Origin of the sequence: Salmonella sp. SAL00653 (assembly GCF_046552515.1) — a bacterium.
Lineage (GTDB): Bacteria > Pseudomonadota > Gammaproteobacteria > Enterobacterales > Enterobacteriaceae > Salmonella > Salmonella enterica.
Map to the genome: position 1 here is coordinate 45,256 of NZ_JBGDTY010000017.1, position 12,948 is coordinate 58,203.

Below are 12,948 nucleotides of genomic sequence, written 5' to 3' on the forward strand. Positions count from 1 at the left end.
ATTCCTGCGCCGCAAACTCAGGAGCTAAATATCAAGAAAACTGCCAGGACGATATCCACGTTCCGCAATCGCTGCCTTGAGTGACGCAGACGTCAAAACCTCCAGTTCAGTTAAGCGGGGGTAACAATAGGCGCTCTGGCGAATAATGTTGTCCACAAACGCCGGATGACACATCACCTCCAGAGAGGCTTCTCCTCGATGCGTCGAGGCATCCAGAATGCGTAAAAAGCACGCTTCGGTGATCTCCTCGCCGTAAAATTCACTACTAAATCCTTGAGTGCTGCGCAAATCCGACGGCAGATCGTCTGCATTCAACACCGTCTGGCGGTCAATACGTAACGCAATCCCGCGCTGCGCCGCAAAGCGGGCGACGATGGGGAAAATTTGCGGGAACATATGCACATGATGGTGACTGTCGAGATGCGTTGGCTCGCGGCCAAATACGTCGATGAAACGCTGATACTGACACGCCAGTTCATGCGCAATTTCATCCAGCGGAAGCGTATCCTCCTCCGCCATTTGCCAGATCCATTTCCCCAACAGGCCGTCTCGCGTCAGGCCCGGCATCTCTGACACCGGTTTGCCTAACGTCAAAACAAAATGCATTCCCACCCCAAGCGCAGGCAGCTCGCGGCTAAGCTGCGCCGCATGGTCAATAGCCTCGCCATTGACCAGCGCCGTCGTGGAGGTCACAACGCCGTTGCGATATGCTTCAACAATGCCGTAATTTTGCCCTTTACTCAGGCCAAAATCATCGGCATTCACAATCAACACGCGTTCCATAGCCTACCTCTGTCAGTGGTGCTTACCTTTAAGCGCTTCGATGCAAGCGGCAAAATTAGGCAGCCATTTTTCATGCGCCAGAATGAGCTCACGCGCCAGGACTTCTGCGTCTCGGTCGGAATGCACCAGCGGACTCAGGTTAAGCGCCAGCAGCACATCATTAAAGTTTCCGCTCAGCGCCGCATTGCTGGCCGCGACCTCAAATCCTTTAATAGTGTGGATAAGCCCCAGCACTTTTTCGTCAAAACGGGTGATACGCGGGTGCGGCGTCGCGCCATTGCGTCCCAGAATGCAGGTCATTTCCACCGCCCAGTCCGCCGGGATATTCTCGACATGCCCATGATGTGGAATATTAACGTAATGCTCAGTCTGCTTGTCATTATAAATAGCGTTAATGACTTCACAAGCGGCATCGGAATAATAAGCGCCGCCGCGTTGCTCAAGCTCTTTCGGCTTCACGTTTAGCTCAGGATTTTTGTACAAGTCGAAGAGTTGTTTCTCCACTTTCTGTACGACCTGAGCGCGCGCGCCGCCTTTGTAATATTCGCCCATTTCAATCGCCAACATCTCTTTTTGCTTGAAGTAATACAACAAATAAGAGCACGGCAGCATGTTCAGCGAGCGAATCAATCCTTCACTAAACGGCAGATCAAAGATATTTTTTACGGTTGACGCTTTCAACTGACCGGACGCCACGCCATCCAGTAATTCTGCGAACCGTGAGGTGCCATTCACCAGCACATCTTTAATAAAGACCATATGGTTTAGACCAAACAGGTCAATGGAAAGATCGTCATTCTCATTCAGCGCCAGCACGTCATGAATAAACATTTTCATGCCGACAGGAATATTACATACGCCGATGAATTTTTTAAAGTTGGTATGACGATAAACCGCTTCCGTCACCATCCCCGCCGGGTTAGTAAAGTTAATGACCCACGCATTCGGACATAATTCTTCAACATCCTTAATGATGTCAAAAATAACCGGAATGGTACGCAACCCTTTAAATAAACCGCCAGCGCCGTTGGTTTCTTGCCCCAGATAGCCGTGGCTAAGCGGGATACGCTCGTCCAGCTCACGGGCTTTGAGTTGACCAACGCGTAGCTGGGTAGTGACAAAATTAGCGCCTTTCAGCGCTTCCCGGCGATCCAGCGTTTTATACAATTTTAGCGGAACGCCTGCTTTATCAATCATTCGCTGGCAGAGATCATAAATAATGCCCAGCTTCTCTTTCCCGTCTTCAACGTCAACCAGCCATAATTCGGTGACAGGTAATTCATGGTAGCGCTTAATAAAGCCTTCAAGTAATTCAGGGGTGTAGCTGCTCCCGCCACCAATAGTGACGACTTTTAATTTCTGGCTCATAATATCTCCCTTCAGTGTATGACACTGATATGTATTACGCTATGCCCGCTCGTAAGAAATAGCGTGACGTTCCCCGCGCTATTGGGGCAAGCGTGAAATGTAACTAATCGAGCAATGTAAACCGTTACTCATTAATTTCCGTCAATCGCTTCCGATAACTATTCGGCGTGAATGAGGTCATCTTCTTAAACGTTTTAATAAACAGACTTGGACTGCTATACCCGGCTTCATAAGCAATATCCGTAACCGAATAGTTGGTCATTTCCAACTGTTTCTTGGCAAAATTAATGCGAATCTCATTAATGATTTGCATCGGCGTTTTGCTGTAATAACGTCGGGTGGCGCGCGTCAGATACTCCTGGGATTTTGCCGACAGGCGCACCATATTTTCCAGCGCATGTTCGCCAAACTGCGTTTTATCATGCATTATCTCCACGGTTGCTTTCAGCCATTGTGGAATATCATCATAAACCTGCTCTTCGCGGTAATGACGTAAGCGGTTTATAATATAAAATGTCACCACTTCGATAAATTCGTCGAGCCCATTGCCGCGAAAATTCAACGACGCAATCACCGTTTCAATATAGGTAAGGAAGGTGCTATTCGCCCTGTATACCTGCGATGCCACAAAACAAAACGGCAGTAACGGAAGATAATGCTGTTCAAAAAAACGTTTACTAATTCCTACGTTCAGAATACGCGTTGCGCCAAACTCATAGAAACCTTGGTGATTCGACCCCACCGGGATAAAAACAAAATCTCCACGTTCCAGCAGCACACGCTTCCCGTTGATCTCCTGGTAATAACGTCCGGTTAATACCAGGGTAAATTCATAGTAGTCGTGCTGATGCAGCCCGGTGACGCTTTCCGTCTTGTTATAGATAAACACATGGAAATTTTTGCCATTGAAGAGCTGCTGCTCATAAACCGTTTTGATTTCCGTTGCGTTAACCTGTAGCTGCATCATCCGCCCCCTGTTATTTCAGTTTCTCATGGAGCTCAATCAACTCAGCGATCAGTTCACGAGCCAGCATTGATGTCATCAAATGATCCTGAGCGTGAACCAGGACCAGACTGACTTTCATTTTGCCTTCGCCCTGATCGCCTTCGATGAGTTTTGTCTGCACAAGATGCGCTTCATTGAGCGCTATGCGCGACTGGTCCATCATCGCTTTCGCCGCCTCAAAATCGCCTTCTTTCGCTTTTCTGAGCGCGCCATATGCCAGGCTGCGCGCCTGACCAGAATTGATGATAAGCCCCATAACGACTTCTTCGAGTTCCTCAGCCGCTGTCTGGTTATCTACAACATTTTCAAGATCAAACATAGTCTTTCCTCTGATTCAGCCCGGCATGGCATCCCATGCCGACGCGGAGTTTAGAATTTCAGTGCGTTAGCGATATCTTCTTCGCTTTCTTCCTGCTCGATGGCGTTCTGCGCTTTGTTAGCCACCACCACGAAGGGGAGATAAATCAGGGTAGCGACCGCCAGGTTAAATAGCGCAACCAGCAACGCGGCGACACTGCCGTTGGTGTTAAAGAACGCCCCCAACCCGGTTGGCATGGTCCACGGCGCAATATTGGTAATCGGCGGAATAATACCCAAATAGTAAGCCACCAGCGTAATCGCCGCCAGAATCGGCTGAACCAGAATGAAGGGGATAAACATCACCGGGTTCATAATAATCGGCAGGCCAAACAGGATGGGTTCGTTAATCTGGAAGATACCTGACGGCAGCGCCAGTTTTGCCACCTGGCGATAGTCCGCGCGACGGGATGCCAGGAAGATAGCGATGATCAGACCCAGCGTTGCGCCGCTACCACCGAGGAAGATATAAGAATCCAGCATCGGTTTCGCCCAGATATGGAACGTTTTACCGGCTTCCAGCGCCGCATCGACGGAGCCATACTGTTGGTAAATAGAGATGTTTTCCAGCGCCCAGGGCGTCATGATGCCGCTGTCCAGCGCAGTCAGCGCCAGCGAACCATGAATACCAAAGAACCACAGCAGCGGTACAAAAATGACATATGCCCACCCTACCACGCTACCCAGCGATGCCAGCGGCGTAGAGATAGTGTCCATAATAATCTGATGGAAGTTAGAACCGTAATTAGACAGCGCCCAGGCAATAATCCCCATAATAGAGAGAATAATAAAGCCGGGAATTAATGCTGAGAATGAACGAGACACCGAAGCCGGTACGCTGTCCGGTAGCTTAATCACCCAGTTACGCCGGACAACAAATGTAAACATCTCCGCGACCACCAGGCCAATAATAATACCGGAGATAATATTCGCGCCGCCCAGCAAGTTAGCGCCTACGGCATAGGCCTCGCCGACACTATACGGCGTTACGGTCATAAATGCCGCCACGGAGAGCAGTCCGGCGGCCAGCGCATCAACCTTACGCTCTTCCGCCAGCGCCATGCCGATAAAAAATGGCGCCATGAGCGACATAATGCCCAATGTGCCGTTATAGACGTTCCCGCCGATACCTTTCAATCCATTAAGAGTTTCAATGGTTGAGGCATCAAGCCGAATGCCCATGGAATAAAAAAACGACCCCTCCCCAAAGCTCAGGAAAACGTTATTAATTAATACAAACATCGCCCCCGCAAGGGTTAATGGCATTAAACGAATAAAGCCGTTCTTGATTGCATTAACGTGTGGCTGCTTTCCTATTTTTACAGCAAAAGGAAGGAGTACCTTTTCAAGTGAAGCAATAACGTTACTCATAGAAAAATACCCTTAAATACCGCAATAAAATATTGCGGTTAGTGTATGAAATAACTCTTTGACGGGAAAAATTAAAAAATAATTAATTCGCGGCGGCTTTTTTAATTGCCGCTACCGCAGCTTTAAGCACGCCTAAGCCATCTACCTTGCCGTACAACATTGAATCAATGACTTCTACCGGTTTACCGGGTAATAAACGCTGAATTTCGGGGAGCATATAAGCAATTTGCGGGCCTAATAACACGACGTCCGCTGCCGGGCCTCTTTCACCGGCCAGGGTTTCAGGGAATGCTTCAATAATCACCGGCACTTCATATTTTTCAGCCTGAGCGCGCATTTTTGATACCAGTAACGATGTTGACATGCCCGCAGAACAAAACAGATAAATGTGTTTCTTTTCCATAAAAACCTTCCTCATGTGCGATTATCTGTCAACCAGATACGCCGCAAGCCTCAACCTGCATCCATACTCTGGGCGACTTGCGTAACCGGATTTACTTTTTTAGGTGGCTGAAATGAGTATACGGGATCGGACCGCCGGATGGTATTTCCTTGACCCACTAAATTGTCTCTCATTGACCTGGCGTTATGCCCCCCCTCACATTTCGGGCAAATAATTCGCGATAATAAATAAGGTTATGGCAGGCACAAAAAAACCGGCTCGCAGGCCGGTTTCCTTGAATGTTCAGGCAATGTACAGTTGTTACTGCTTCGGCGCCTGTGGGTCAGTGTCGTACTCCGCACAGGTCTGGTAGCCGGAGTTAATCACGTGCCCGGTATCATCCAGCGCAACAAAGTAGGTTTCCGCTTTACCATCACGTTGACCCAGGATGTAGGTCTGACAGGTACCGCGCGCATGAATCATACTCACTTCAGATGACGGTTTGCCCGCAATCTGCGCAACTTGCGCCCTGCTCATTCCTTTTTTAACATCTTTAACGACAGGCTCAACAAATTGGTCTTTTGTACGATCATACGCCGTACAGCCTGCCAGCATAGTCATTACCGCCGCTGCGCTTAAAATTCCTGCTACGTTCTTGTTCATTTTCCGTCCTCTTGTTTATCAGCGTGTTATGTAAGCCTGGAATACATCAGAATATTTTTCAAGCCGCGACCCGCCACAAAAAGTCTTTCGGAAAATTCTCTAACGCAGCGACATGTTGTTTTAAACACCGCTTAGCCCGCCAAACCTTGTTGTTTCAGCGGCGAAGGGTTAGCTTTAACAGGGTAAAGATTCATTTTTTTAATGTCGAAGGGGGTTAAATGACTCTGCAGCAAGAGATAATCCAGGCGCTTGGCGCGAAACCGCATATCAACCCTGAAGAAGAAATTCGCCGCAGCGTGGATTTTCTTAAAGCGTACCTGAAAACCTATCCCTTTTTGAAATCGCTGGTGTTAGGCATCAGCGGCGGGCAGGATTCGACGCTGGCCGGGAAACTCAGCCAGATGGCTATCGCCGAATTGCGAGAAGAGACCGGTGATAATGCGCTGCAGTTTATCGCCGTTCGTCTGCCTTATGGCGTACAGGCTGATGAACAGGATTGCCAGGACGCCATTGCTTTTATTCAGCCGGACAGAGTACTCACCGTCAATATTAAAGGCGCCGTCCTCGCCAGCGAACAGGCGCTGCGCGAAGCGGGAATTGAGCTGAGCGATTTTGTTCGCGGCAATGAAAAAGCGCGTGAGCGAATGAAAGCGCAATATAGCATCGCCGGTATGACTCACGGCGTCGTGGTGGGCACCGACCATGCGGCGGAAGCGATAACCGGGTTCTTCACCAAATATGGCGACGGCGGTACCGATATTAACCCGCTTCATCGCCTTAACAAACGCCAGGGCAAACAGCTTCTCGCAGCGCTGGGCTGTCCTGAGCATCTGTATAAAAAAGTCCCCACCGCCGATTTGGAAGACGACCGCCCTTCACTGCCTGATGAAGCCGCGCTGGGCGTAACGTATGACAATATTGACGATTACCTGGAAGGCAAAACGCTGGACCCCGCCATCGCTAAAACTATCGAAGGCTGGTATGTAAAAACTGAACATAAGCGCCGTTTACCGATTACGGTATTCGACGACTTTTGGAAAAGGTAAGCGTACTTCTACTGTTGTGCCGGATATCGCTCGTCTATCCGGCCTCCTCTCTTCCCAGCCTCTTTTTTAATCACCCATCCGCTGTTATACTGGATGAATAACCAGTTAACGGAGATCACTGTGGTACGGCGTCAATCAGCCCCCCGCCTTGAGTTTGAAGCGGCGGCCATTTACGAATATCCAGAACATTTACGTCCTTTCCTCAGCGAAGCGCCAGCCTTACCGGGCATCTATATATTTCATAGCGAAAGCGATACGCTGCCGCTTTATATCGGTAAAAGCGTGAATATTCGCAGCCGGGTGCTTTCACATCTGCGAACGCCTGACGAGGCCACTATGCTGCGACAGGCGCGGCGGATAAGCTGGATCTGCACCGCTGGGGAAATGGGCGCGTTGCTGCTGGAGGCACGGCTGATCAAAGAACAACAGCCGCTGTTTAACAAGCGGTTACGTCGTAATCGCCAGCTTTGCTCGCTACAGTTGAGCGAACAAAAGATTGAGGTCGTTTCCGCCCGCAGCGTCGATTTTTCCCATGAGCCGAACCTGTTTGGGCTCTTCGCCAACCGTCGGGCGGCGCTGCAAAGCTTACAGAACCTCGCCGATGAACAAAAATTGTGTTATGGCCTGCTGGGGCTTGAACCGGTAAGCCGTGGGCGCGCCTGTTTTCGTTTCGCTCTGAAGCGCTGTGCTGGCGCGTGCTGTGGGCAAGAAACCCCGCAGGCGCATTTTCTTCGTCTGCAGGCCTCGCTGGAACGGTTACGTGTGGTTTGCTGGCCCTGGAAAGGCGCTATCGCGTTAAAAGAGAGCCGCCCACAAATGACCCAGTTCCACATTATCAACAACTGGTTATGGCTGGGGGCGGTCCCCTCGCTGGATGAGGCCGCCACCCTGGTGCGCACCCCTGCGGGCTTTGATCAGGATGGCTATAAAATTCTCTGTAAGCCACTAATGTCAGGTCAATATGAGATCATTGAACTGCACACCGACTGTCGCCAGTCATAAAGAAAACCGCCGATCCTGTCCACCTCAACGATTGTGTTGTCGACAAGACCGGCGGTCTTAAATTATGCGGAAAGTTATTCTGCCGCAGCAGGCATTTTACCTTCTTGCGCCGGGCGTTCTGTCAGACGCTTCTCAAAATTAGCGTTATATTGCTTTTTCTGCTCCGGCGTCAGAACGTTATAAATTTTATTCTGGGTTTCCATATGCGCCAGCATATTGGCCTTGCGCTGCGCTTCCATTTTCGTAATTTGCGCTTCGGCTTTGGCTTTATCGAAGGTATCGCTGGCGATAATATCATGCATGGCGCGACGCTCTTCCAGCGGCGGACGTTTCATTTGCTCGCGCTGCGCTTTCATAATGTCGCGAATTTGTTGCTTCTGTGCGTCCGTCAGGTTCAGGTTTTTAAACATCATATCGTGATGTGGGCCAAATTTACCTTTATGCTGCATCATTGGCTTCGCATCCGCTGGCGCGGCGGTGGTAGTCTCAGCGGCATGAGCGAGATTCGCAGCACCCATCGCCAGGGTAGAGGCAACAAATAGAGCAGTCAGTTTACGCATATTTCCATCCTTCCTTTCAGTTATTTTTACGGCATATTTAAAACAGCGCCGTGTTGTCGTGATTAACTTTAACCGTCTTAGCGTCAATTAGTCATAACAACGGTAAAACAATGAAAGTATAAAAAACACTTTTTCGCCAATTGTGAAGAAAAAAAGAATAAATTGCGCAGAGTTGAAAGAGAAATATACAACAGCATGATATAGCAGAAATTATGCAGAACTATAACGCAGCAACGCTTATTAATAAAGCAATTCTCCAAGAATAATCCGTAATAGCATGAAAATGTGTCCCAAATCATCCCTGTAATCCTAACGTGAGCTTACAGGGACGTTTATCAGGGCAGTCTTTCCAGCATTAATCCAGCCCGCAATCCGCAGGCGACAGAGGGATTAGGAAAGAGAACATATTCAACGTCATGCGTCACCGTCACACGCTTATCCCCCTCCTCGGCCAGCAACGTTCCCTTCGCAAAGGCAGTAAAATTCAGCGTTTGCGCATCCATATAAAGCGCGAACTTGTCGCTGTGACGCGTGATTTGCGACACCACCCGATAGCGTAGCGGCGGCGAAGACGAGGTTGACGTTTCGATACCGCTCAGCAGCGCCGACAACGCCTGCGAGGTTACGCTGAACTGCGTCAGATCGTTTTGCCCAAACGGCAACGCCTTTCCCAACTCCAGCGTACAGGAAAGCGCGCCGAAATGTTCAGAGCTAAAGTGCGTAAACGTACCGCCTGGCGCCTGATGAAATACCAACGCCTCCAGTCCTGCCGCGCCCAGCCACGCCAGAAAATCCGCCTCCCACGGGCGGTCGCGCTGCGGCAATACGCCAAAACGCAAATGATGCGAGCCACGAATGGCGGTATGCAGATCCAGATGCCAGCGTACCCGCACCTGGCCAGATGAAAAGAAGGTATCCAGACTTAGCTCCAGCTCACGCGCCCGCCGCGTTTCATCGCTTTCGGCAAAGGACTGCCAACGCCCGCCAAACATACGGTTCATATCGCTGTGACAATAGCGTATTCCCGCCGCCAGCGCCTGCGGATTGCCGAGTACCACCAGCACTCGCCACGTTAACGTCAAGCTGCCTGAATACAGCGCCGACAGCAGCTTATCCAGCATCTCGACCGGCGCGGTTTCATTGCCGTGTATCCCCGCAGAAAGAATTAACGCGCGGTCGACCGGCGCATCGGGCGTGAGTTCAAGCAGACCATGGCCTAACCAGCGCCAGCGAAAACCCGCGCCCTTCCCCTGCGTCACCCGTGGTGTCGTGCCGCTTAGCGTCAACGCCAGAAAGTTATCCATCAGCCGCCCCCGTTTGCTGGAAAGGATAAACCGCCCCCAAATCCAGCAGACGCGTTAACACATCCAGCGCCTCCCGGCCTTCTCGCAATAATAACGGATCGGCCAGATCGGCAGCGGTCAGGCGATCGCGATAATAACGATCCGCCCACGCGTTAAGGGCCGTAAACAGAGCGTCATTCATCATTACCGCTGGATTCACCGCCCGTCGTTCTTCTTCTGTTAACACCACGCGTAATCGCAGACAGGCCGGCCCGCCGCCGTTAGCCATACTTTCTCGCAAATCAAACACCTGCATCGCGCTGATGGGGTTATCCTCCGCCACCAGCTTATTCAGATAGCGCCAGACGCCGACATGATCCTGACATTCCCGCGGCAACACTAACAGCATTGAGCCGTCGTCACGGCTTAACAACTGACTATTAAACAGGTAGGTGGCCACAGCATCTGATACAGAAACCTCGCCGGCGGGCACCTCTATCGCCATAAAACCGTCAACACGCGTACGCAACTGATTAATGAGCACTTTCTGCCGGGCAAACGCCGCTTCGTGACAAAACAATACCTGTCGATTCGAAACGGCGATGACATCATTATGGAATACGCCTTGATCGATGACCTCCGGGTTCTGCTGAGCGAAGATAACCTGTTGCGGATTCACCTGATTAAGACGCGCCACGGCCTCGCTGGCTTCGCGGCTCTGGCGCGCCGGATAACGAGCGGGTCGTATTTCATTATCACACTCCAGCGTCGGCCCACCGTCGAAGATGTCGATATAGTGGCGATAGCGAAAGCCTTCCTTTTCCAGCACCGCGCGGGCTGGCGCCGTTTGCGGGTGGACTTCGCCAATCACGGCCTGTGCCTCTTCAGATAAGAAGTGGGTATAAATAGGATGTTTGGGCATCAGCTCGGCGATAAACGCTTTTTGCCCGGTACCGCATAAAAAATCCGCCCGGCTGAGATCCATAGAAAAAAAGCGTTTGCCGAGACTTTGCCAGAAGGGAGAATAACCGTGCTCGTCAATGACGCCGCGCATTTCCGCCACCACTTTCTCATTGAATTTATCGCGAAACGCGGCCATAAACATAAAGCGCGATTTTGACAACAAGTAGCCGTTACCCTCTTTACGCCATTCGGGATCGAGAAACAGCGTGCAAAGCTCACTGCTGCCAGTGTGATCATTACTCAGGAATAATGTTGGCAACGCGTTATATACATTCAGCTCTTTGGAAGCATGAACCAGCGTACCGACACGATAGTTATACCAGGGGTCGTTAAGACCGACCGCGACCTCAATGGCGCAGATCCCGCCGACCTCACCCGTTTCACTGTCCTCAAGAACAAATACATACCCTTGTTCGCCTTTTGGCAGCTCGCCGGACCAGGTTTTTAGCGCGCGTTCAATGCGGGCCGCCAGCGTCGCTTCATTTGCCGGTAGCGAGGTTAAGCCGCCGCCCGTTTTGCCTGCAAGCTGCATCAGCGCGGCGATATCCGCATGTTCGACAGGACGAATCACCCGCATGATGCGCCTCCCGTCTGAAGGCGTTCGCACGCCAGGGCAAAACGATCAAGCCCGGTGGCTATCTCCTCGTCGCTCACATTTAACGCTGGCGCAAAACGCACCACGTCGCCGCCGGCGATGAGCACCATCACACCTGCTTTTGCCGCTTCCTGAGCGATGAGTTTGGCTTTTCCGGCAAACTCCGTCTGTAGCACACAGCCAAGCAGTAGCCCCAGCCCGCGAATTTCACTGAACATGCCAAAACGTACATTAATGGTATTTAGACGTTCAATAAACGCATCGTGGCGCTGCCTGACGCCGTTTTGCATCTCCGGCGTATTGATGATATCCAGTACTTTTCCGGCAACTGCCGTTGCCAGCGGATTACCGCCGTAGGTGGTGCCATGCGTGCCTGGCGTCATGACGCTGGCATAGTCTTGCGTGGTCAGCATCGCGCCGATCGGGAAGCCGCCGCCCAGCGCTTTAGCGGTCGTCAGGATATCGGGCGTAACGCCATAATGCATATATGCATACAGTTCGCCGGTACGTCCGACGCCCGTCTGCACCTCATCAAAAATCAGTAACGCCTGATGCCGGTCGCACAATTCACGCAGCCCCTGCAAAAAAGCTTTCGTGGCGGGGATCACGCCGCCCTCGCCCTGCACAGGCTCTACGATTACGGCGCAGGTATTGTCATCAATTAGCGCGCTGGCGGAGTTCAGATCGTTATAGGCTGCATGACGAATATCCGGCGGCAGCGGCGCAAAGTCCTGTGAATAGGTGGGTTGACCGCCAGCGCTGACGGTAAAGAGCGTGCGACCATGGAACGCGTTTTTAAAGGCCACAATGCCGCTTTTATGATTGCCAACACGATCGTGGGCATATTTGCGCGCCAGTTTTAATGCTGCTTCATTTGCTTCAGCGCCTGAATTACAAAAGAAAACGCGTTCGGCGAAGGTCGCGTCGATCAGTTTTTTCGCCAGTCGCAGCGCCGGTTCATTGGTGTAACCGTTTCCGGTATGCCAGAAGCGATTCGCCTGTTCATTTAACGCCTCGCGCAGCGCCGGATGCGCATGTCCCAAGGCGTTGACCGCGATCCCGCCAGCAAAATCAATGTACTCTTTCCCCTGCTGCTCCCACAGGCGTGAGCCTTCTCCGCGTACAGGAATAAAAGGCGCGGGAACATATACCGGCACCATCCATTCATCAAAATTTTCGCGCGTAACTGACAGAGACATAGCGACCTCTTTTGGTAAAAATAAAGTTATTTATATGTTAATTAATCTGAGTGTTTGCGCTGTAAATGTAGATTGCAGCATTCGTGCCAGCCAGCGTTAACATTGCATAAACAGAAGTGATAAACGGTAAATCAATGGGTTACAGCGTAGCGATATTCACTTTTACTGCATGAAAAGTGAATATTTCCGCATAATCGGTGGCTAAAAAGAGGAAAAAGCGAAATATTATTCAGTTGCCAAATATAATTCTGGTATTGTGATCTTATACGAAATTTACTGGAAATTACCGCCCCGTTCTGGCGCATCTGCACGCAAACCGTGCCATTTTCGCGCTATAGAAAACACCATATGCTTCCATTGGCCGAATCTG

The 12,948-nt window shown here is 50.9% G+C and carries 12 protein-coding genes and 2 pseudogenes; 2 read left to right on the forward strand and 12 right to left on the reverse strand.

Annotation, left to right across the window (positions count from 1 at the left end; all coding sequences use genetic code 11):
- Window positions 1–24: 24 nt before the first annotated feature.
- The 7 genes from chbG to osmE all read right to left on the reverse strand — a co-directional run bounded on the left by chbG (window position 25) and on the right by osmE (window position 5,930).
- The gene (gene chbG / locus ACLJRU_RS18490) at window positions 25–783 is read right to left on the reverse strand and encodes a chitin disaccharide deacetylase (protein ID WP_000442734.1); all 759 of its coding nucleotides are present in this window, start codon (window positions 781–783) and stop codon (window positions 25–27) included.
- A gap of 12 nt (window positions 784–795) precedes the next feature.
- Window positions 796–2,151 (reverse strand): 6-phospho-beta-glucosidase, encoded by a 1,356-nt coding sequence (locus ACLJRU_RS18495; RefSeq protein ID WP_000078785.1) that lies wholly within the window; start codon window positions 2,149–2,151, stop codon window positions 796–798.
- Window positions 2,152–2,275: 124 nt separating this feature from the next.
- On the reverse strand, window positions 2,276–3,118 hold the full coding sequence (gene chbR / locus ACLJRU_RS18500) for a transcriptional regulator ChbR (RefSeq protein ID WP_077916180.1): 843 nt from the start codon (window positions 3,116–3,118) through the stop codon (window positions 2,276–2,278).
- 10 nt (window positions 3,119–3,128) lie between these two features.
- A complete protein-coding gene (chbA, locus tag ACLJRU_RS18505) occupies window positions 3,129–3,476 on the reverse strand; it encodes a PTS N,N'-diacetylchitobiose transporter subunit IIA (RefSeq protein ID WP_000459883.1) in 348 nt (115 codons plus the stop codon).
- 50 nt (window positions 3,477–3,526) lie between these two features.
- Window positions 3,527–4,885: a PTS N,N'-diacetylchitobiose transporter subunit IIC gene (chbC, locus tag ACLJRU_RS18510; RefSeq protein ID WP_001539873.1), complete on the reverse strand. Its 1,359-nt coding sequence runs from the start codon at window positions 4,883–4,885 to the stop codon at window positions 3,527–3,529.
- Window positions 4,886–4,967: 82 nt separating this feature from the next.
- Window positions 4,968–5,288: a PTS N,N'-diacetylchitobiose transporter subunit IIB gene (gene chbB, locus ACLJRU_RS18515; RefSeq protein ID WP_023234903.1), complete on the reverse strand. Its 321-nt coding sequence runs from the start codon at window positions 5,286–5,288 to the stop codon at window positions 4,968–4,970.
- Between the two features lie 300 nt (window positions 5,289–5,588).
- Window positions 5,589–5,930 carry an osmotically-inducible lipoprotein OsmE gene (gene osmE, locus ACLJRU_RS18520; protein ID WP_001039301.1) on the reverse strand — a complete coding sequence of 114 codons (342 nt, stop codon included), beginning with the start codon at window positions 5,928–5,930 and terminating at the stop codon, window positions 5,589–5,591.
- A gap of 218 nt (window positions 5,931–6,148) precedes the next feature.
- On the opposite strand from osmE, the gene nadE reads away from it, so the two are divergent.
- Complete coding sequence (gene nadE / locus ACLJRU_RS18525) at window positions 6,149–6,976, forward strand: ammonia-dependent NAD(+) synthetase (protein ID WP_000174981.1); 828 nt, start codon at window positions 6,149–6,151, stop codon at window positions 6,974–6,976.
- A 120-nt stretch (window positions 6,977–7,096) separates the two neighbouring features.
- Window positions 7,097–7,978, forward strand: a complete 882-nt coding sequence (cho, locus tag ACLJRU_RS18530; RefSeq protein WP_023234902.1) for an excinuclease Cho — start codon at window positions 7,097–7,099, stop codon at window positions 7,976–7,978.
- Window positions 7,979–8,052: 74 nt separating this feature from the next.
- On the opposite strand, the gene spy is transcribed toward cho, so the two are convergent.
- The 5 genes and pseudogenes from spy to ACLJRU_RS18555 all read right to left on the reverse strand — a co-directional run bounded on the left by spy (window position 8,053) and on the right by ACLJRU_RS18555 (window position 12,578).
- Window positions 8,053–8,538 (reverse strand): ATP-independent periplasmic protein-refolding chaperone Spy, encoded by a 486-nt coding sequence (gene spy / locus ACLJRU_RS18535; RefSeq protein ID WP_001229001.1) that lies wholly within the window; start codon window positions 8,536–8,538, stop codon window positions 8,053–8,055.
- A gap of 335 nt (window positions 8,539–8,873) precedes the next feature.
- On the reverse strand, window positions 8,874–9,842 hold the full coding sequence (astE, locus tag ACLJRU_RS18540) for a succinylglutamate desuccinylase (RefSeq protein WP_001539869.1): 969 nt from the start codon (window positions 9,840–9,842) through the stop codon (window positions 8,874–8,876).
- Window positions 9,835–10,584: pseudogene (locus ACLJRU_RS18545) on the reverse strand (N-succinylarginine dihydrolase); the annotation flags it as partial. The pseudogene ACLJRU_RS18545 and the gene astE, both read right to left, overlap by 8 nt.
- Window positions 10,576–11,361 (reverse strand): annotated as a pseudogene (astA, locus tag ACLJRU_RS18550) (arginine N-succinyltransferase); the annotation flags it as partial. The pseudogenes astA and ACLJRU_RS18545, both read right to left, overlap by 9 nt.
- Window positions 11,352–12,578 carry an aspartate aminotransferase family protein gene (locus tag ACLJRU_RS18555; RefSeq protein WP_001539867.1) on the reverse strand — a complete coding sequence of 409 codons (1,227 nt, stop codon included), beginning with the start codon at window positions 12,576–12,578 and terminating at the stop codon, window positions 11,352–11,354. The pseudogene astA and the gene ACLJRU_RS18555, both read right to left, overlap by 10 nt.
- Window positions 12,579–12,948 lie beyond the last annotated feature (370 nt).

Coding starts and splice junctions, on each gene's coding strand:
- ACLJRU_RS18555 (WP_001539867.1), bottom strand. CDS start 12,578: ATGTCTCTGTCAGTTACGCGCGAAAATTTTGATGAATGGATGGTGCCG.
- chbR (WP_077916180.1), bottom strand. CDS start 3,118: ATGATGCAGCTACAGGTTAACGCAACGGAAATCAAAACGGTTTATGAG.
- ACLJRU_RS18495 (WP_000078785.1), bottom strand. CDS start 2,151: ATGAGCCAGAAATTAAAAGTCGTCACTATTGGTGGCGGGAGCAGCTAC.
- chbG (WP_000442734.1), bottom strand. CDS start 783: ATGGAACGCGTGTTGATTGTGAATGCCGATGATTTTGGCCTGAGTAAA.
- chbA (WP_000459883.1), bottom strand. CDS start 3,476: ATGTTTGATCTTGAAAATGTTGTAGATAACCAGACAGCGGCTGAGGAA.
- nadE (WP_000174981.1), top strand. CDS start 6,149: ATGACTCTGCAGCAAGAGATAATCCAGGCGCTTGGCGCGAAACCGCAT.
- osmE (WP_001039301.1), bottom strand. CDS start 5,930: ATGAACAAGAACGTAGCAGGAATTTTAAGCGCAGCGGCGGTAATGACT.
- chbB (WP_023234903.1), bottom strand. CDS start 5,288: ATGGAAAAGAAACACATTTATCTGTTTTGTTCTGCGGGCATGTCAACA.
- spy (WP_001229001.1), bottom strand. CDS start 8,538: ATGCGTAAACTGACTGCTCTATTTGTTGCCTCTACCCTGGCGATGGGT.
- astE (WP_001539869.1), bottom strand. CDS start 9,842: ATGGATAACTTTCTGGCGTTGACGCTAAGCGGCACGACACCACGGGTG.
- chbC (WP_001539873.1), bottom strand. CDS start 4,885: ATGAGTAACGTTATTGCTTCACTTGAAAAGGTACTCCTTCCTTTTGCT.